The 18,471-nt window shown below is 61.6% G+C and carries 14 protein-coding genes; 6 read left to right on the top strand and 8 right to left on the bottom strand.

Features of this window, described 5'->3' with window-relative positions; translation table 11 throughout:
• Positions 1 to 73 precede the first annotated feature (73 nt).
• From VM99_12845 to VM99_12835, 3 genes are all read left to right on the top strand, one after another.
• Complete coding sequence (locus VM99_12845) at positions 74 to 1,066, top strand: 3-beta hydroxysteroid dehydrogenase (GenBank protein AKJ98908.1); 993 nt, start codon at positions 74 to 76, stop codon at positions 1,064 to 1,066.
• A gap of 106 nt (positions 1,067 to 1,172) precedes the next feature.
• Positions 1,173 to 2,048 carry an ATPase gene (locus VM99_12840; protein ID AKJ98907.1) on the top strand — a complete coding sequence of 292 codons (876 nt, stop codon included), beginning with the start codon at positions 1,173 to 1,175 and terminating at the stop codon, positions 2,046 to 2,048.
• A 446-nt stretch (positions 2,049 to 2,494) separates the two neighbouring features.
• Positions 2,495 to 3,673 carry a transposase gene (locus tag VM99_12835; protein ID AKJ98906.1) on the top strand — a complete coding sequence of 393 codons (1,179 nt, stop codon included), beginning with the start codon at positions 2,495 to 2,497 and terminating at the stop codon, positions 3,671 to 3,673.
• Positions 3,674 to 3,774: 101 nt separating this feature from the next.
• On the opposite strand, the gene VM99_12830 is transcribed toward VM99_12835, so the two are convergent.
• The 3 genes from VM99_12830 to VM99_12820 form a co-directional block, all read right to left on the bottom strand.
• Positions 3,775 to 5,682 carry an isoleucyl-tRNA synthetase gene (locus VM99_12830; GenBank protein AKJ98905.1) on the bottom strand — a complete coding sequence of 636 codons (1,908 nt, stop codon included), beginning with the start codon at positions 5,680 to 5,682 and terminating at the stop codon, positions 3,775 to 3,777.
• A gap of 131 nt (positions 5,683 to 5,813) precedes the next feature.
• Positions 5,814 to 6,809 carry a C4-dicarboxylate ABC transporter gene (locus tag VM99_12825; protein AKJ98904.1) on the bottom strand — a complete coding sequence of 332 codons (996 nt, stop codon included), beginning with the start codon at positions 6,807 to 6,809 and terminating at the stop codon, positions 5,814 to 5,816.
• A 118-nt stretch (positions 6,810 to 6,927) separates the two neighbouring features.
• Positions 6,928 to 7,344: a lactoylglutathione lyase gene (locus VM99_12820; protein AKJ98903.1), complete on the bottom strand. Its 417-nt coding sequence runs from the start codon at positions 7,342 to 7,344 to the stop codon at positions 6,928 to 6,930.
• Between the two features lie 164 nt (positions 7,345 to 7,508).
• Here VM99_12820 and VM99_12815 point away from each other — a divergent pair, with 164 nt between their 5' ends.
• The gene (locus tag VM99_12815) at positions 7,509 to 8,213 is read left to right on the top strand and encodes a hypothetical protein (protein AKJ98902.1); all 705 of its coding nucleotides are present in this window, start codon (positions 7,509 to 7,511) and stop codon (positions 8,211 to 8,213) included.
• Here the strand turns inward: VM99_12815 and VM99_12810 are convergent.
• The 4 genes from VM99_12810 to VM99_12795 form a co-directional block, all read right to left on the bottom strand.
• A complete protein-coding gene (locus tag VM99_12810; protein AKJ98901.1) occupies positions 8,186 to 8,395 on the bottom strand; it encodes a hypothetical protein in 210 nt (69 codons plus the stop codon). The genes VM99_12815 and VM99_12810 overlap by 28 nt on opposite strands.
• A complete protein-coding gene (locus VM99_12805) occupies positions 8,389 to 9,531 on the bottom strand; it encodes a hypothetical protein (protein ID AKJ98900.1) in 1,143 nt (380 codons plus the stop codon). Before VM99_12805 ends, VM99_12810 begins: the two co-directional genes overlap by 7 nt.
• Positions 9,532 to 9,649: 118 nt before the next feature.
• Positions 9,650 to 11,146, bottom strand: a complete 1,497-nt coding sequence (locus VM99_12800) for a hypothetical protein (GenBank protein AKJ98899.1) — start codon at positions 11,144 to 11,146, stop codon at positions 9,650 to 9,652.
• Between the two features lie 290 nt (positions 11,147 to 11,436).
• Positions 11,437 to 14,700, bottom strand: a complete 3,264-nt coding sequence (locus tag VM99_12795) for a Cro/Cl family transcriptional regulator (GenBank protein ID AKJ98898.1) — start codon at positions 14,698 to 14,700, stop codon at positions 11,437 to 11,439.
• Between the two features lie 274 nt (positions 14,701 to 14,974).
• Here VM99_12795 and VM99_12790 point away from each other — a divergent pair, with 274 nt between their 5' ends.
• Positions 14,975 to 16,900 (top strand): hypothetical protein, encoded by a 1,926-nt coding sequence (locus VM99_12790; protein AKJ98897.1) that lies wholly within the window; start codon positions 14,975 to 14,977, stop codon positions 16,898 to 16,900.
• Between the two features lie 82 nt (positions 16,901 to 16,982).
• The gene (locus tag VM99_12785) at positions 16,983 to 17,837 is read left to right on the top strand and encodes a hypothetical protein (GenBank protein AKJ98896.1); all 855 of its coding nucleotides are present in this window, start codon (positions 16,983 to 16,985) and stop codon (positions 17,835 to 17,837) included.
• 57 nt (positions 17,838 to 17,894) lie between these two features.
• On the opposite strand, the gene VM99_12780 is transcribed toward VM99_12785, so the two are convergent.
• Positions 17,895 to 18,299, bottom strand: a complete 405-nt coding sequence (locus tag VM99_12780; GenBank protein ID AKK01746.1) for a MarR family transcriptional regulator — start codon at positions 18,297 to 18,299, stop codon at positions 17,895 to 17,897.
• Positions 18,300 to 18,471: the final 172 nt, after the last annotated feature.

The following is an 18,471-nucleotide window of genomic DNA, read 5'->3' as shown; positions in this document are numbered from 1 at the left end:
CGCAAGCGACGCACAGTTAAATTGGCAGGTTGTTGTAGCTTGACGCTCGTAACCGCCCTTCCAAGGAGCATTCATGAAAATTCTGGTTACCGGCGCGAGCGGCTTCATCGGCGGGCGCTTTGCGCGTTTCGCCCTGGAGCAGGGCCTGGATGTACGGGTCAACGGTCGCCGGGCCGAGAGCGTGGAGCACCTGGTGCGTCGCGGTGCGCAGTTTGTCCAGGGAGACCTGAGCGATCCGCTGCTGGCGCGTGACCTGTGCGTGGATGTCGAGGCCGTGGTGCATTGCGCCGGCTCTGTGGGGCTGTGGGGGCGTTACCAGGATTTTCACCAGGGCAATGTCGAGGTCACGGAAAATGTCGTCGAGGCTTGCCTCAAGCAGAAGGTTCGGCGGCTGGTCCACCTGTCGTCGCCGTCCATCTACTTCGACGGCCGTGACCACCTCGGGTTGACGGAAGAGCAAGTGCCCAAGCGCTTCAAGCACCCGTATGCCGCCACCAAGTATCTGGCCGAGCAGAAGGTGTTCGGTGCCCAGGAGTTCGGCCTCGAAGTGCTGGCCCTGCGCCCGCGTTTTGTCACCGGTGCCGGCGACATGAGCATTTTCCCGCGCCTGCTGAAGATGCAGCGCAAGGGGCGGTTGGCCATTGTGGGCAATGGGTTGAACAAAGTGGATTTCACCAGCGTGCAGAACCTCAATGAGGCGTTGCTCAGCAGCCTGCTCGTCACCGGTTCGGCCTTGGGCAAGGCCTACAACATCAGCAACGGCGCTCCGGTGCCGCTGTGGGATGTGGTCAATTACGTGATGCGCCAGATGCAAGTCCCACAGGTCAGGCGTTACCGTTCCTACGGGTTGGCTTATAGTGTTGCCGCCCTGAACGAAGGGTTCTGCAGATTATGGCCGGGCCGCCCCGAACCGACGCTGTCACGTCTGGGGATGCAGGTCATGAACAGGCACTTCACCCTGGACATCAGCCGGGCTCGGCAGTATCTCGATTACGACCCCCAGGTCAGCCTGTGGGCCGCGCTCGATGAGTTCTGTGCCTGGTACAAAGCCCAGGATGCCCGCTGATCGGCCCGTCATGAACCGAGTGCCGGGTTCGGGGTCAATCGGTGCGGCGGGCGAGGGGGTTATACTCGCCGCACCCAGTCATCACCGGTTTCCCAAAGGTTGAACCATGCCCATGCGTAACGATGCCAACGACGACTTCGACGATGTACCGAGCCTGCGGATGCGCGCCGACATCCCCGATGACGATGACTTCCCGACCCACCGCCCGGCCCACGCGCAGGCGCGGCCGGCAGCCGTTGCCGCAGCCAAGGTCAAGGGCCCCAGCACCGGGCCGTTGTGGGCGTTGATCGGCGCCTTGGTGTGTGCGTTCGGCTTCCTGGCCTGGTGGAGCTTCCAGCAGATTTCCCTGATGGAACAGCAGCTGGTGGCGACCCAGGAAAGTTTTGCGCGCATCAGCGAGGATGCGGCAGGGCGGCTGCAGGATATTTCCGGCAAGGTGGTGGCTGGGCAATCCAATGTCATGAGCGACAGCGAAGCCTTGAAGCTGCAGATCAAGCAGCTGGAAGGCAAGCTCCAGGACCAGGCTCGGCAGTTCGACAGCAAGTTGCAGGAGCAGTACAAACTCCAGCAGGCCACGTTCGGTCCGTCCGCCGACCTGGACAAGGAGCTGGCCCAGCTCATTGCCCAGGCCACTGAGCAGCAGAACACCAGTATCCAGTTGCAGGCTGCCAACAAGGAGCTCCAGGCCCAGGTCAAGGCGTTGTCGACTGAAATGACGGCCCTGAAGAACCAAGGCGAGGGCGGAGCGCTGGATGCCCAGCTCAAGAGTATCGGCGCCGACATCACGGCGCTTAAGCGAGCCACCTCCAACTCGGCCCTCGAACGGCTGGAACAGGACGTGATCGTTCTCAAGAGCCAGCAGGACAACGGCGGCAACACCGCCGAATTCGACGCCTTCCGCGGCCAGGTCACCCGCAACATCAACACCCTGCAAGCGCAGATCCAACACCTGCAACAGCAACTCAGCGCTCGCGCCCAGTAAAGCCTTCGCGAGCAAGCCCGCTCCCACAGTGGTCTTGTGGTGCTGGCCGGAATCAGGTCCACCTCCATCCCTTGTGGGAGCGGGCTTGCCCGCGAAAGCGCTGGATCAGTCACGAAGATGTTGGCTGGCCTGACGCCTTCGCGAGCAAGCTCGCTCCCACAGTGGTCTTGTGGTGCTGGCGGGAATCAGGTCCACCTTCCATCCCTTGTGGGAGCGGGCTTGCCCGCGAAAGTGCCGGATCAGTCACGAAGATGTTGGCTGGCCTGACGCCTTCGCGAGCAAGCTCGCTCCCACAGTGGTCTTGTGGTGCTGGCGGGAATCAGATATGCCAACGCATTACCCCTGTGGGAGCGGGCTTGCTCGGGTAGAAACCGGGGACATCCTTTACGTTTTAAACCGGAGACATCGTTTACAGGTGCATAAATACGGTCAGGAGGTGCCTGACCATGCCCTGGAATCGAGAGTCCCCGATGGATCAACGAATCAAACTCATAGGCGACTGGCTGCAAGGCAGCTACTCCAAGAGCGAGCTGGCCCGTCACTACGGGCTCAGCCGACCCACTTTGGACAAATGGCTTGCACGCTACGAGGCGCACGGCATTGATGGGCTAAAGGAGCTGTCACGGCGCCCACATACGAGCCCTTTCAAAATCAGCGACGAGGTGCTTGAGCTGCTAATCGCGTACAAGCGCGAGCATCACAGCTGGGGGCCTGAGAAGTTGGTGCATAACCTTAAGATCGACCATCCAAACCTGTCTTGGCCCACTGTCAGCACGGCAGGCGAGTGGCTTAAGCGAGCAGGTCTGGTGCAAAAGCGCCGTTTCCTCAATCGACCGCCAGCAGGAAAAAATCCGCTGCGTGACGCCACTGGGCCTAATCAGACATGGGCCGCAGACTTCAAAGGTGACTTCGCGCTTCAGAACGGCCAACGTTGTTACCCTCTGACCATTACCGATCACGTCAGCCGATTTCTATTGCTGTGCAGAGCACAAGGCAGCGTTGCCGGTGCCCGCGAAGGATTTGACTGGGCGTTTCGGGAGTACGGTTTACCTGACGTAATCCGTACAGATAATGGCTCTCCTTTTGCCTCTACCGGCATTTCACGCATATCCAGTCTGGCCGCGTGGTGGATACGTTTAGGGATTCATCCGGAGCGAATCCAGCCGGGGCGGCCTGACCAGAATGGCCGTCACGAACGCATGCATCGAACACTCAAGGCTGCTTTGCTTCATGCACCTGAACGTAACCTGGTGGAGCAACAGCTGGCATTCGAACAGTTTCGACAGGAATTCAATTACGTGCGACCTCACAAGGCCCTAGAGATGAAAGTTCCTGCGGACCTCTATGAGCCATCAAAGCGGCAGTACGATGGGCGCGTGCCTGAGGCGGATTACGCGGCGGACATGACGATCCGTATGGTTAGGCAGAACGGGTCGATGAAATGGAAAGGCAAGATGATTTTCGTCAGCGAATCTCTGGCCGGTGAGGCGCTAGGACTCAAAGAAGTGGACGATGATGTGTGGGATATTTACCTCTGCAGCTACCTTTTAGGTAGGCTGAAAAGCGGCGAAAGCCGCCTTTCAAGCCAACAGAAACGTAAACGATGTCCCCGGTTTCAATTGTAAAGGATGTGTCCGTTTCTACACCGCGAAAGCGGAGGGTCAGCTTGCAACGATGTTGGATGTACCGGCCCCTTCGCGGGCAAGTTCCCGCAGGGGGAGTGGCTTCAAGTCGGCGGCGATTTCGGCGCCTGCATGCGGGTTGGCGGTTTGCCGTTGGCGTTGTGCTGGTAGATCTGTGCCGGTTGTCCCTGTTCATTGAAGAACACCTGGCCAATCCCCGCTGAGTTCCACAGGCGCTCGCCGGCCTCGGCATGTTCCGGGGTATGGGGAACGATGCGCATGCTGCGGCGCTTGGTGAACCAGTTCAGGGGCGAGCGCGGAGCGTAGAGCCAGCGGTTCAGGCGGTCGAACCATTCCAGCAGCGCCGGCGGGAACTCATTCTTGATGCCGCTGCTGGTGATCTGCCAGATGCGCGGGCCGCCCTTGCGGTGTGGGATAAGCACCTCGTAGACGAAGGAATAATGCACATCGCCTGACAGCACCACGTAATTACCGGGTGTGCGCGAGTGTCGGAAAATGTTCAGGATCACTTGGGCCGCACCGCGATGGGCCATCCAGTTTTCCGCATCCACCAACAGCGGATAACCGCACCAACTGAACACCCGTTGCACGGTTTCGATCAGCTTCACCCCGAAGATCGGCGCCGGCGAGACGATGATCGCCGAAGGATGGTCCAGCAGTTCCTGTTGCAACTCGCTCAGGGCTTCCCAATCCAGCAGGCCGGACGGTTGCTTGAGGTTGTTCTCGCTGCGCCAGCGGCGGGTGCGGGTGTCGAGCACCACCAGGGCCGGCGTGCTCGGCATCACGTAGTGCCACTGCTGGAAGCCCAGCAGCGTGTCGATCAGTTTGTCCTGCGGCGCGCTGTCGAGGTAGCGGTCGCGAGCGGTGGCGGTCACGGCCAGGGTTTGCTGGAGCACGTCGGCAAAGGCGTCCGGGTTATTGCCCCAACCCTGGCAGAGCATGTAGGCGATCAGGGCGTTGCCGATGATGCGCTTGGAGAACGGATGGCCATAGGCCGTTTCCTCCCATTGCGCGGACAGATTCCAGTCGTCGGTGATGTCGTGATCGTCGAAGATCATCAAGCACGACAGCTGCGCAAACACCCGCGCCACGCCACCCAGTCCGGCCTTGAAGGCGTCGATGCGTTGCTGTTCCAGGTCATAGCGCTGGCGCCGCTCCGGGGTCAGCTCGGGCGGCACCACGGTGATCAGCGTCCAGGGCACCGGCGACCACACCAGCAGGTACATCGCCATGACCTCGGCGAACGTCACCAGGTGATTGTCGGCGCTGCTGCTGGTGAAAATCGGTTTGCGCGCCCCGCCAAAGAAGCGCTCGCGCAGGGTTTCGTTGCTCTCCAGGGCCGGCAGTAAATCGGCGCGATGGTAATAACTGGCCGGGTGCCGGTAGAGCCTGGCGCTGTCTTGCACCACGGCACCGTCCAGGCATTCCTCGAACAGGCCCAGGCGCTCGATCAAGGCATGGATCGCCCGCAACATGGGGCCCGCGACGTCATCGGCGTAAACCTGGTCGCCGCTCATCATCAGCAACGCCGGCCGTTGTGCCGAGTCCTGTGCCAACAGCCGGTCGACACACAGCAGGCCGTCGTTGGCCGGGTAATGGGGCTTGCGGCACGAGCCGTGGACCAGTTGCTCGATGCGCGAATGCAGCATGAAGTTCGGGCACTGCGCCTCGCCATACAACAGGTGCGGCGCCCATTCGGCAATCGGGGCGCCATCCACCCGCAGGTCGTAATCGATCGGCACGTCCTGGGGCAGGGGGCTGTCGAGTGGCACGTCAATCAGATGGACGAACGCGTGCTGCCCCACCGGCACCACGGTGCAACGCGGCCCGTCGAGCTCAAGATCGCCCACTGCGTCGATGTGCAGCGTCAACGCCAGCGGTCGCGTGCCCACCAGCCACATCACCAGCCGCGTCGGTTCCAGGCGCCGCAACAGCGGACCGACCAGCACAGGGGGCAGGGAAGAGGCAATGTCAGCAGAAGACGGCAACATGGGTGGCGCAGGCTCTGTTCAGGGCAAGGCCGGGATCATAGCGCACTGTGCCTTGCGGCTGGACAGGACAAGCATTGTTCCGTGGCGAAGGCGCTCGTTGCCGCTGGGGACGAAGGGCCTTCGCCATGGTGTTACTGCGGCTTATTGGACGCTTCGGCGGCCTTGATCAGGTCTGGCCCGATCGCCTTCTCGAACGTCGCCCACACCGGCTTCAACCGTTCGCGCCAGGCGTTGCGCTCTTCGGGGGTGAGGGTAATGATCTCGGTGGTCTTGGCGTCGAGCACATATTGCTTGTCCTGCTGATTCAGCCGGTCCGCTTCCTGGTTCACATGGGCCGTCACCTCCACCACGATCTTGTCCAGTTCGCTGCGAATGTCCGGCGGCAGGTTGTTCCAGAAGTCGGAGGTGGTGATCAACATGTAGTCAAGTACGCCGTGGTTGGTCTCGGTGACGTACTTCTGCACTTCATGGAGTTTCTGGTCGTAGAAGTTCGAATAAGGATTCTCCGTGCCGTTGACCAGGCCCGTGCGCAAGGCTTGGTAAACCACCGAGAAAATCATCTTCTGGGCCTTGGCGCCCAATACCTTGAACTGTTCTTCCAGCACCGCTGAAACCTGCACCCGGAATATCAAGCCACGGGCATCGTCGGGGCTGCGCAAGGGCTTGTTGGCCGACAACTGCTTCATGCCGTTGTGCCAATAGGCCAAGCCGGTGACATTCTTGCTTTCCATGGACTTGAGCAACTTCTGGCCCTCGGGGCTCAGTTGAAAGCGGTCCACGGCGGCAATGTCGTCAAACAGGAACGGCAAGTCGAACAACTGCACGGTCCGGGTGTACTGCTCGAACTTCGCCAGTGACCGGGCAATGATCTGCACATCCCCCAACAGCAAGGCTTCCATCTCCTTGTCATCGCCATACAGCGTGGAATTGGGGTACACCTCGACCCGGACCTTGCCTGGCAATCGCTCCTCCACCAACTGCTTGAACAGCAGTGCGCCCTGGCCCTTGGGCGTTTGTTCGCCCACCACGTGGGAGAACTTGATGACAATCGGTTCGGCCGCCATGGCCGTGCCCAGCGCACTGATGGCCAGCATGCAGGCGAGTGTTTTGCACAGGCGTTTGAGCATTGCGAAGTTCCCTTTGCGTTGTGATGGGCGGCGCGGTGGTTCAAGAACGAGACACTGCAAGTCTAGGAGAAAAACCGTCGGCTGCCGGGCGACGCAGGGGGACCTTGAGTGGCGCCTTTTACGGCTCTTGAGCAGGGCCTTTCAATTCGATCTGGTTGCCATCCGGGTCGAGGCAGTAGATCGACGGGCCCTGGCCTTGCGCGCCGTATCGCACCTGCGCTTTCTCGGCCTCGACGCCGTTGGACGCCAGATGCGCGAGGATCGCGGCTTCATCGAAGGGCTCGATGCGCAGGCAGAAGTGGTCGACATTTCGACGCTGCTTATCGGCGGCCGGACCGCCCGGGCGCCCCAGCGGCCCTTCGACATCCACCAGATCGATCATCGAGACGCCTGTACCGAGATGGAGCATGCCAAGGTCATCTCGACGCTTCCTGAGTTCGCAGCCGAGCACCGACGTATAGAACGCCAGGCTACGCTCCATGTCCTTGACCCGCAGGACGATGTGATCGATGTGCTGAATCGTGAAGTTCCTCATGGCGGCCTCAGGGTCGTTGAATGGCAGGGCTCCTATCACCTTAGTGGAGAACAGGCAGAAACCAAGCCGTAAAGACTTGTGGGAATGGGCCATTGTGCAGACGATGGCGAGCCTGCTCGCGAAGCCATCAGCCCAACCACCCCGAACGCCTGGATGCGTACCCCATGATGAACTGGTTCAGAACCCTCACCCGTACGGACGCCATTGCAACACTGGCCTTGATCGTCTCCATCGCTTCAGCCTTCTTCACCTACCAGCAATACCGGGACAGCGTCGCCAGCCGCAAAACCCCGATCATCATCCGGGTCGGTGCCGAGCACACCAAGGTGTCCTTCTACAAACCCTATAAAGATGCCTCGGTCGTGCTCTTCAAACAGCGCTACAAGATCATCCTCACCAACAACAGCTTCAACCCCGAAAGCGTGATCGATTGGCGGATCTGGGAGCGCAGGGAAAACGGTGGGGGAGAATACCTCGGCATGAAATCCAAGCTGCTCGATTCCACAGGGGCGCCGATGAACCTGCCGTTCCTGATCGGCGCGAAAGAGAGCAAGGTGATCTTCCTGGACGTCGGCCAGAAGGTCACGCCAGATGCCTGGGCGGCCGTCGGGCCCCATGTGGGCCTCGACAAGGAGATGGACTGGTTCGAGGCCGACCGGCTCTTTGCCGATGCCGGGTATCCGCTGTTCGGGCAACTCACCCCGGGTGAAAGCTCCAAGCACCAAGACCTGCAAGTCGACCGCTGGCTGGCGGGCCCGGCTTACCAGGAGTTCCAGCTGAATTTCAGCAAGGCCGACGGGTATGAGGTGGCTGCGCAATTGTCATTGAATGTCAGCGATGTTTATCCACAGGGGGAGGCTGAGCGGTAAAACTGGCTGACAAACGCACGATCAAGCGCCTCGACCACCAGCACGATATCCAGATCCTTGGTCGGTCGAAATGTCTCTCCCAACTCGTCCATGACCATCGAAGCCGCCACGCCGCCAATCAGGATGTAACTGTTCTGATAGTCCTTGAAATACTCCTTGAACCGCTCTACGCCGACTACCATGTGAGGTTCTCCATCATTTCATCCAGACACATTTGCACGCGCTCATCATGGTCATCCTTGAGGCTGAGGTAGAGGGAAAAAGAATCGACAGCGCCCGGGGCTGAGTTGCTATGCACCGGCTCGTAGCTCCATACCTGAATGCAACATATGGCATGGTTTTGCGGTACTTCACGGTAAGGGGCGGTGCTTTCCAGTTTCGAATTCGTCGTTGTTGAGGTTGAGCTCCAAAGGCCGAAGTCCTTCCCATGGGCTGCATTCATTTCCAACTGAGCATGCGCTCGAATGTGATCGAACTGTGCTGCCGTCATGGCAAAGACAGGTACTTTTGGGCTGGCGAGAAGGCTCATCTCAGCCAATGCCGACTCTCCTGCCAGCAGCATCGGAATGTCAGAGGCCTCGGGTATGGCATTGAGCCAAAGTGTCTTTTTGACCGGGGTGCGCATGTGCTCTTTCGCCCTCTCCCAGGTTTCTCTGGGTGCCAGGTGAAAGAAAATCGCGTTCTCGCCCATCTCCTTTCCAGGTTGCACGATATCCAGATCGGTCAGTTCCTTGATGGCTCGGGTGACGGTCATTTTCGCGTAGCTAAAGGATTTCTCGAACGCGGAACGGGTTGTCAGCCACTTGTCCTGCCAGCCCTTGACCAGACACTGAATCAGCATGGCTTGAGTGGCTGGGCTCAGGGCCTGGGTTTTTTCCAGGCGCTGCCTGTAGTATTCGCGCAAATCCATGCCAAATGCTGGCAGAAAAAGTTGATTGCCTGGCACGATAAATTGGACACGCTTCTCTATCAGCCGCTTTCTGTCATAGCTCGGAAGTGTGTCGGTGACAAAAATCATCAGATGACCGGTGCCGGGTAACTTGTTGTACGCCGGTAGGTTGCGAATGGCTTGTATATGCTTGGCGACGTCCGCGACGCTGGCCTCACGCTGTGGACGCTCCTTTAGGATAAGACACTCGACGTTGAATAGTTCCGTAAGGAAAAACTCGTACCGGTCCCGCAGGGCATATGGAAGGACTTTGACCTCTTTCCAGGGCTTAAAGCGCAGCTTCAGACCGAGCACGCTTTCAACATAGACTTTGAGTTCGAAAAGATCAGGCCTTTCAATGAACTCAGGGTGGCGGCGGGTGGCAGTCATTGGGTGAGTGTCCATATCACGATTTCAGCACGGTATCAGAGGTGTTGATAGCGTGCAAAATTTCTGGTGTTTTTCGTATTTGAATGGCGCTCGCTCTCTCAAACACGGGCCTTTGTTTTCATTCAAACGCCAGGACATCAACGCCCTTGGCCTCGACCATCTGCGCAAACACCGGCAACCGCGCCACGAACGCTGTTTCAAACGCCAGGTACCGATCCTGCGTCGGCAGGTAGCGGATGTGCGGCTTGATGCGCCGGATGTCTCGGGTCGACAGTTTCAGCACCTCATGGGTGGCCTGGTTCCAGAACCACGCCAGGGTGTGTGAGCCGAAGGTGTGGGTCTGGTAGTTCCACACCCACCAGTCGCCGTGCCCGCGGCCAACGTGCAGCCTGCCGTGGAAGGTGCGCAGGGTGATGACCTGCTTGGGCTGGGTGACGAGCAGGCGCGTGTCCTGGCGCAGTTCGCTGCCAAAACCGTCGAGCAACGCCTGGGTCCTGGCGCCGGTCATGAAGTTGAAGCGCCACGCCAGCAGCACGGTTTCCTGGTAACCCGAGTGTTCGACATTCTGCCGCGTGCTTTCGCTGAACAGCAGGATCTCGTCGCCCCCGAGGTAGGCGGTCGCGGCGCGCAGTTTGCCGCCGCCGGCCGGCATCGGTTTGGCGGCGACGGCCTCGTGGGGCGCGTCCAGGTGCCAGATCCAGCACTGCGTACCGTGGTCCTGCATGAACAGCAAGCGGCGCGGGCCGATGGGCAGGATACTCAACTCATCCGAATGCTCGAAGATGACCTGGCTGCTGTCGGCGGTGATCCGCCAGATGCGCGTCAGGTGTTCGGGCTCGTACAGCCGCTGGCGTTCGAACACTTGGCCATCGACCACCACGCAGGGTTCTTCGAACGCGGGCCATTGTGTCTGTGCAGGGCCGAAGGGCTGTACGTCTTCGCCTTCGCGACGCTCGTAGATGTAGCGGTCGTCGGCGCTGTAGGCACCCCGTTCGACCTGACGGCGCCACAGGCTGTGCCGGTCGTCGGCATCGATCAACTGCAGGTCAGCGCCGTCGACTGGGTCGGTCCGGTGTTCGAGCATGTCCTGCTCGGTGGGCGGCCATGGGTTGTAGTCGATCAGGAAGCACAGCCACTGCTCGTCGTCCTGTTCAGTAATGCCGGCCCAGCCATTGCGGTAGTTGTATTCGTGCACATAGGTGGGCCCGGGATAGTCATGGACTTCAGGCAGCCAGTTCAACGGCTTGCGTTTGGTTGGCGTGGATTTGCGCGGGGTGGCGGCGCGAGCCTGCTCGATCCGTGTCGGTGTGAAGGGCGCCCGGTCCTGCCAATGCCGGGCAAACGCTTCGCGCTGTTCGGTCGGGACGATGACGGGCCGGTAGTCATCAGCACCGGCGTCGAGGTTCCACAGGTCGTAGCCGTGGCGCGCCAGCGCCGTTGCCAGGGCCTGGAAACAGACCTCGGGCATTTCGTTGGACAGTTCGTCCAGCAACGCTTCGAATGGCGCTCCGGTAAACACCGCGATGTCGGGATAGTAATGCTGGAACAACCCCAGGCATTCAGCGCCCGGCGTTTTCCAGTCGAGATGAATCAGCGGATCGAAACCGAGTTGCATCGTGCCTGCCGTCCCTATGGTTTTCAGCAGCCCTATCTTAGGCTCTGTCTGAAAAGCCTTGATACTCGTTCATGCTGCGTTGAAAACCGGCTCGTGCGCGAGTCCGATCGGAATGCTCATTTACTCCAGTAAAGTCGAGCGCGACCCCGGCCGTTCCTCGCCGGTTTTCGCCTTGCCTGACCTTCGTCTCAAGACTTTTCAAACAGAGCCTAGCCGGACAGCGAAGCAAAAAGCGCTCGCCATGGCAGGGCGTCCAGTGCGCGTTTGCTGGGGATGAAACCGCTCGGCCATCAGCCCAGCAACGCCCTCAAGCGAGGCATCGTGTTGCCAAACCCCAGCCGCTGTCCGTCCTCCCACAGGCCCTTGGGCATGGTCTCGCCGCGTAACGCTCGCCCCGCGCCGTCAATCACCTGCACATGGTGACTGACCCAGGCGCACGACGAGGCCTGCGGCAGCGCGGCCATCTGTTCTGCCTGCCAGGTCGCCCGTTCAACATCGCCGGCCAGCAGGCAGGTTTCCGCCGCCGCCACGCGAAAGCGCAGGGCGTTGTGGGCCAGGCAGGCCTGGGTGAGTTGGGCTTCGCCCTTGAGCAGTGCCTGCTCGCTCAGGGGCGAGTCGTCGACGATCATCGCCAGGCTGCCGTAGACCCACGGGCCGATGTAGCGTTGCAACTCGAAACGTTCGACCAGGCCGGCCGCGTCGATGATCAGGGCCTGTGCTCGCTCGCGATCGCCGTGGTGCAGCGCCACGCGCGCCAGGCCTTCGAGCAATATCGCTTCGAAACGGCTGGCGCCGAGGTTGCGGGCCAGTTCCAGTGCGCCGCTCAGTTGTTGCTCGGCCGCCTGGGCCTGGCCGCTTGCGACCAGGCCCCAGGAGGCGGTCAGGCGGGAGAACACTTCGGCGCGGTGGTTGCCGATCTTGCGGCTGCATTCGATGGCGTCGCCGGCGTCGCGTAAGGCGGGTTCGGGTTGGCCCAGGTAAAGCTGCGCCGAGCCCCGGGCGCTGCGGTTGCTCGCTTCCACGTGGACCAGCCCATGGCGTTCGCACAGGCGTACGCATTGGTCGAACACTTCGTAGGCGGTTTGCATCCGGCCTTGTGCGTAGTAGGAATCGCCGATGCCACTCAGGGCCTTGGCTTCGCTTTCCAGGTGGCGACCGATGCGCGCATAGGACAAGGCTTCTTCGTGCAGCCGGCGGCATTCGGCGTAGTCGCCACGGGGGAAGTAGATGTTGCCGCGCAATTGATGCAACTGTGCGAGGGCGATGTGGGCGTGCAGCGTGCGGGCGATCGGCAGGGTGGCTTCGATCAGGCGTTCTTCTTCGTCCAGGCAATCCAGGGTGTTGAGGGCGGCCGCGAGGCCGAGGGCGGCGTCGATTCGGTCTTGGGGCTGTACCGCCAAGGCCAGCGCCTGCTGGAAATGCTCCCGCGCCTCGGCGGTCTGGCCGAGGCCGGCACAAGCCTGGCCGCACAACAGGGCGAACGGGAAGTGGTGGCGCGTGCGCGCGTCGAAGGCCGCGCATTGGCGGGCCAGCGCCAGGACGCTGTCGTACTGGCAGGCGAGGCGCTTTTCGTCCATGGCCGCCAGCAATGCGTCGAACGCCGCCGGGTCGTTGCCCCGTAGCAGGTGCTGGGCGTGGAGTGTCCGGTCGCGCTCGCGGTAGAGCCGTGCCACGTCGCGGTGCAGTTGTTCGCGCAGGGCGGTGGGCATGGCGTCGTAGAGGCAATGCATGACCAGGTCATGGACGAACACGAAGCTTCCCGGCTCGACCTCGCGCAACAGCCCCTGGCGCATGTCCGCCGTCGGCAGGTAAGTGGCCTGGCCCAGGGCTTCGCGCCAGAGCGTCAGTTCGAAGCGGTTGCCCAGGACGGCGGCGTAGTGCAAGGCGCGGCGCTGGTCGGGGGCGAGTTTGTCGAAGCGGGTCTGGACCAGGTGCCGCAGGCTGTCGGGGAACACGCCTTCCTCACTCGACAACAGTTGTGTCAGGTACAGCGGGTTGCCCTGGGCGCGGGTGACACAGTCGGCCCGATAGCGCGGGTCGACGTCGGTGAACTGATCCGCCAGGGCGGTGGCTTCGCGGGCGCGGATCGGCGCGATGTCCAGTAGGCTCATGGGGTGGCTGGCGCCGGCGCGGATCTGGTTTTCCAGCGGGTCGCCTTCGGGGCGTGACGTCAGCAGCCAGACGATCGGCGCCTCGTCCGTGGCGTTGAGCAGCTTGGCCAGCATGGCAAACAGCGCGCTGTCGCCCCAGTGCAGGTCTTCAAGGCAGATCAGCAGGGGCTGGTGCACCGCGAGGCGCAGCACCACCTCACACATGGCCTGGAACAACCCCTGGGTGCGGGCCTGGTTGCTCATCGCCGCGTAGAGAGCGGGCGGTTCGGCCGCGCCAATGCCCGTCAACACGTGAAGAAACATCCGATGCTCGGCCGCGACTTTCAGGCGCGACAATGCCTCCTCCAACTGACCCGCGCCAACCGGCCCCAGGCCGAGCAGGCTGTGGAGCAACTGTCCCAGCGGCCAGAGGCTGCTGTTCATGCCGAAATCCAGCACATCGCCGCGGTGGCAGGCGAAGCCGCTCTGTCGGGCGATGTCGACAAACTCACTGACCAGGCGGGTCTTGCCGATGCCGGCCATTCCACGCACGTACACCACATGGCCGTCCTGGCATTCCTGGGTGGCCTCGATCACGCCCTTGAACTGCAACACTTCAATCGCCCGGCCCACCAGCGGGCGGGGCGCGTTTTCGTCGAGGCTGCGCGGGCGCCGGCATTTTCGATAGGCGGGAAATACCTCGTCGGCGGCGTAGAACTCAAACCGTGAGGCCAGCTGTTCGAGCAGGTTCTGGGCGACGTACACCGGCGCATGCCCGTAGCGATCCTGCAGCGGCTGGTGGGCCAGCGAAAGCGCCTCGGTGTGCAGCTCCGGGCTTTCGGCACTCAAGCGCACCAGCCGCAGCAACAAGGCGTGCCCCGGCTTGACGAACGCCTCCCGGCTCAGCGCCAGCGCGCAGAGTAAGCCGCGCTCGCTGTCACTGCGGTACGCCTGGGGGGAACCGAACTGGGCGATCACCACGCCTTGGGTCATCCCGAGCGGGACACCGCCGAACTGGCGCACCAACCGCTCGACCTCGTCGCCCAGCCCCTGGGTATCGAGACCGAAGGACAGCTCCAGCACATATCGGATGACGGTCTCGTCGGCCTGGTTCAACGCGTGTTGCGCAAAGGCCTGGTCGTGCAGCGCGAGCACGGCCTGTTCGATGTCGACCAGCGCCGCCGAGGCGGATGGCCCGAGCAGCGCGCTGACATCGACATCGAACGCCGTGGCCAGGTGACGGGCCGTGCGGTAGAGCACCGGCTTACCGGTTTCGGCGCGCTTGATCGAGGCAATGGACACGCACAGGTGTCGGTTCAGACAGGCTTCGGCCAGGGTTTCCTGGCTCAGGCCGTGCTGTTTGCGCAGGCCTTTCAACGAGGCGGCGTCCAGCAATACGCGACCGTCCGATACGGAGGCGTCGGGCTTGGGCAGGGCTGGAAACGAGCTTTGTCTGGAGTCCATGTCGATAGCCCTGGCCGGCCCCTTCGCTTCGGGCGGCGCGCCAATGAATGCACAATCCGATGTCGATCACCGGCACTTGCGAGGTCGAGCCTGGAAAACCGTTCGAGTCTACTCCACTGCATCGCCCGCGTTAACGGAAAGATGGCAATTGGCCTGATACCGAACTGATACCGGACTGACACCGTTCTGGACTGTCCGCCGATCCCGCCCGTTCCGATACTGAGCCCCATCAATTGGCACCAATTGATACAACCTGAGCGATGGGAGAACGGCAATGAACGATGGATTGATAGGCGGCTCAAGCAACGAACCACGGGACATCGGCGGTTCGCAATTACTGGGGCGCGGCCTGAACCGGCTCGACTGGGCCGGCGAAAGCAAGGAATGCCAGAAAGTGGGCGATACCGAGTCGGGCAAACGCGCCGTGCCGTACCGGCAAACCACTTACAACGTTGGCCAGAATGTCGCCATGAGCACGGCAGTCGCCAAGGATGATCACTTCGTCGAAACCTTCACTTCCCGCGACGAATACGAAAGCCATACCCAGTCCAAGGTCCAGGGCTCCGGTAAATACGGCGCGTTTTCCGCCGGCTTCCAAGTCACCTTCGGCAGCAATATCAAACAGCTCGAAGAGCGTGACGCCGTGCTCTACAGCCACACGGTGCGCCTGTGGAAACTGAACCTGGAGCTCAACCCCGACAGCGCGACCGCGAGCTTCAAGACGCGCGTCGGTGAGCTGCCCAAGGTCTTCGATCCGCGCGATGCAAAGCCGTTTTTCGATTTCTTCGTCGATTTCGGCGCCGACATCGTCAGCGAGGTCACCGTCGGCGGCGCGCTGAACTATGCGATGACGTCTCTCAAGTCCTTCCTCAGCAAAGACAACACCCTCAGCGCCATGGTCGAGGCGGAGTACGGCACCTTTGTCAAAGGCAGCGCTTCCACCGAGATCTCCGAGTCGGTGAAGAAAAACATCGCCCATCGCGTGGCCAACCTGACCACCCAGGGCGGCACGCACGCGATCGATTTCACCCCGGAAAAGCCGAGCAACTGCAACGCGGACTTCGGCAAATGGCGTGAGTCGTTGCCCGATGATCCCCAGATCGTGGAGTTGAAGCTTTCGCCGGTGTACCTCTTCGTCAAGAAAGGCGAAGTGCGCTACGCCCTGGAACAGGCTTACCTGTGGTACACCAGCTACAAGGCGGAAATCGAAGGCTCCTGGCAGGAATCGGTGATCACGCTCGGCCATTCCGGTGGTCAAACCGCACCGCGCGGCACGGCGACAGGCCCGGCCTTGCGTGTGGTGTTCATCGATAACTACAGCAAGCAGGCCCAGGAAAACCTGCACTTCCCGCCGGCCGCGACGGCTACCCAGGCCGAGTTCGAACAGTTCTGGGATGCCCTGGCCCTGCTGCTCAAAGAGAAAAAGGGGCAGCGATTGCTGATGGTCACCGAACGCTGGCCCCGCGATGCGCGCTACTACCCCAGCAGCGCCATGCGTGAGGCGCTGCTGCTCAACGGCGCCAGCAGGGCGACACTCCAGCGCTGGGACGCCCTGACCCGCCACATGCAGCCCAACCCGATGGCCGGCCTGACCTATGTGCTGGCGGGCAATGAGCTGGAAGTGCCGGGGGTCGATGGCCTGATTGCCGGTTTTGGCCAGCCGGGCAAGGACCTCAACCCGACCGTGAAGGTCATGGCGCGCCTGTCTTACGACTCGTTCGGCAAGGCTAAGCTGGTACAAACGGAAAAGACCGAGGAAGACCCGTGCACGGTCTTGTACATCCTGCGCAACAACACCGGCGACAAACCGGCGCTGGCGACCGACCCGCAGGACAAGACCCGCATCGCCATGCAAACGCCGGACAGGCGCAACCCCGGGCAGTTCTGGTACATGCCCGAGCTGGAAAAACCCTACCCGGAAATCAACCATCCTGTGCTGCTGATCAACTACGAGACGGGCGCTTGCCTGCAAGGTCGGCACGACCAGGGCGACTGTCGGCTCAAGGCCATTGAACCGGGTCGCCAGCAGGATGACGTGATCTGGGATCGGCGCGGCGATGAAGTGTTCCACCTGTTGATGGTCTACTACTGGATGGACGCCTTGTGCCTCACCCAGGTGGAAAAACGTGCCGCCGTGCGCCCTTGGCGCGAACCCCACGGCATGGACTGGCTGCGCGAGCAGCATCGTCCGTATCGTTGATAGCGTGCAGGTTCAGCCGGTCCGTCGCTGACGGGGCGGCTGGGCGTTTTCTGTTGTCTTCTTGTATGAGTGGTCCATGACAATGCAACTCTTTAACAGCGTGCCCTTTCTTGGCGACGGTGTGGAAACGCCCCTCGACGCTCGGACATTCCCCTACCTGTTCAACGACCACGGCCTGGCGCAGCCGAGCGACCAGGTGCGCGGAGCCTTGATCACCCTCAGCCCCGAAAACCCCGACCTGCTGCTGGGTGCCCGCTATTCCGGCATCAGTTGGAAGGACCGTGAGGTGCCGACGAGCACCGGGTCCTACGTCATCAAAGCGTTCGACTTTCACGTCAAGCAAGTGCGCTATGAGCCGCTCTGGGCCACGAAGGAAACGGCACAGGCGTTCGGCATGACCTTGCTCGGAAACGGCGAATGCCTGCGGTTTGACTATGACCAGTTGATTCTTGGCCAATACACCTACGGCAAATGGGCCGGCCATCAATCGCCTTACCTCGGGCCGGCGCGCATGCGTGAGTTGCTGACCCACAACCCCACCGACCTCGAATACCACAACTTCCCCCACGCGTTTTTCTCGCGCTACGGTCGGTTGCCGTTGGTCATCAGTGTCGCCCGCTGGCGGCCCGCCGCGCGGGAAATCTACCTGGCCGACCTCTGGGTCCGCCCTGGCGACGCCCTGGTTCTGCCACCCAAGCACTATGGCGACATTCCCCCCAGCGACGCTCGCGGCCTGGAGAACTGGCCGGTGGTGGTCGACATGCACGGCAACCGCAATTCGGCGCTGGCCTGCTGGTTCAAGGACGGCGAAGACAGCCTGCTGACGGAAACCATCCTGGCGAACTCGACGCTCATGAACTCCCCGACCGGCAAACCCCACTACCACGAAGAAAAGGCCCCGACCCAGCACGAGCTGCCACCGGGCTATCGACCCTGACTCCCCTCGATGCCGCGGCGAGGGCGCTTGCTCTCGCCGGGCGACGCGACAACCACTTCACATCTCGGGAAACTCCGCCAGGTAACACACCGGCGAACTCCCCTGCGCACGCTTCTCCACCTCATCCTCCAACCACTCGGCCAGCACCACGGCATTGTTCTCGGTGACGGACCTGGCCGCGTAAACCAGCGTCAGGGCCCCGTCCCGCGCCACATCCACCAATCGCCACCAACTTTGCGGCTGGGCGGCCAACTCCTTGCGATAAGCCACCTTGAATGCCTCGAACGAAACCGACCCGGCCTTGAATGCCTTGCGCAGCCCATGGGAAGGCGCCACCTCCGGGCGCCATTCATCGATCACCAACGCCTGCTTGGGACAATTGCGCGGCCACAGCCGATCAACCAGGATGCGCACGCCATCCGTGGCGCTTGCGGCTTCATAGGCGCGTTTGCACTGGATCATCAACAGCCTGCCGGTCAGAGTAGGTCCCTTCAGCATAGGTCCTGAGCCGCACGAGCGGGTGGAACCTGCCGCCTTCAAGTCTTCGCTGGCGCGGCCGCTATCTATGACGAGTTTTAACCGAGCCATCGATTGGCTGTGCAATTTCGGCAATGATGCTGGCAAAGGCACGATA

Origin of the sequence: Pseudomonas chlororaphis, assembly GCA_001023535.1 — a bacterium.
GTDB classification, from domain to species: Bacteria; Pseudomonadota; Gammaproteobacteria; order Pseudomonadales; family Pseudomonadaceae; genus Aquipseudomonas; species Aquipseudomonas chlororaphis_E.
The sequence above is the reverse complement of the archived record's forward strand: the minus strand, read 5'-3'. Positions and strand labels throughout refer to the sequence as shown.

What these genes read in the sequence shown, in the direction of transcription:
- VM99_12825 (AKJ98904.1), bottom strand. Translation starts at nt 6,809, where the DNA reads ATGCTCAAACGCCTGTGCAAAACACTCGCCTGCATGCTGGCCATCAGT.
- VM99_12820 (AKJ98903.1), bottom strand. Translation starts at nt 7,344, where the DNA reads ATGAGGAACTTCACGATTCAGCACATCGATCACATCGTCCTGCGGGTC.
- VM99_12845 (AKJ98908.1), top strand. Translation starts at nt 74, where the DNA reads ATGAAAATTCTGGTTACCGGCGCGAGCGGCTTCATCGGCGGGCGCTTT.
- VM99_12830 (AKJ98905.1), bottom strand. Translation starts at nt 5,682, where the DNA reads ATGTTGCCGTCTTCTGCTGACATTGCCTCTTCCCTGCCCCCTGTGCTG.
- VM99_12795 (AKJ98898.1), bottom strand. Translation starts at nt 14,700, where the DNA reads ATGGACTCCAGACAAAGCTCGTTTCCAGCCCTGCCCAAGCCCGACGCC.
- VM99_12780 (AKK01746.1), bottom strand. Translation starts at nt 18,299, where the DNA reads ATGATCCAGTGCAAACGCGCCTATGAAGCCGCAAGCGCCACGGATGGC.
- VM99_12805 (AKJ98900.1), bottom strand. Translation starts at nt 9,531, where the DNA reads ATGACTGCCACCCGCCGCCACCCTGAGTTCATTGAAAGGCCTGATCTT.
- VM99_12785 (AKJ98896.1), top strand. Translation starts at nt 16,983, where the DNA reads ATGCAACTCTTTAACAGCGTGCCCTTTCTTGGCGACGGTGTGGAAACG.
- VM99_12815 (AKJ98902.1), top strand. Translation starts at nt 7,509, where the DNA reads ATGATGAACTGGTTCAGAACCCTCACCCGTACGGACGCCATTGCAACA.
- VM99_12840 (AKJ98907.1), top strand. Translation starts at nt 1,173, where the DNA reads ATGCCCATGCGTAACGATGCCAACGACGACTTCGACGATGTACCGAGC.
- VM99_12835 (AKJ98906.1), top strand. Translation starts at nt 2,495, where the DNA reads ATGCCCTGGAATCGAGAGTCCCCGATGGATCAACGAATCAAACTCATA.
- VM99_12790 (AKJ98897.1), top strand. Translation starts at nt 14,975, where the DNA reads ATGAACGATGGATTGATAGGCGGCTCAAGCAACGAACCACGGGACATC.
- VM99_12810 (AKJ98901.1), bottom strand. Translation starts at nt 8,395, where the DNA reads ATGGTAGTCGGCGTAGAGCGGTTCAAGGAGTATTTCAAGGACTATCAG.
- VM99_12800 (AKJ98899.1), bottom strand. Translation starts at nt 11,146, where the DNA reads ATGCAACTCGGTTTCGATCCGCTGATTCATCTCGACTGGAAAACGCCG.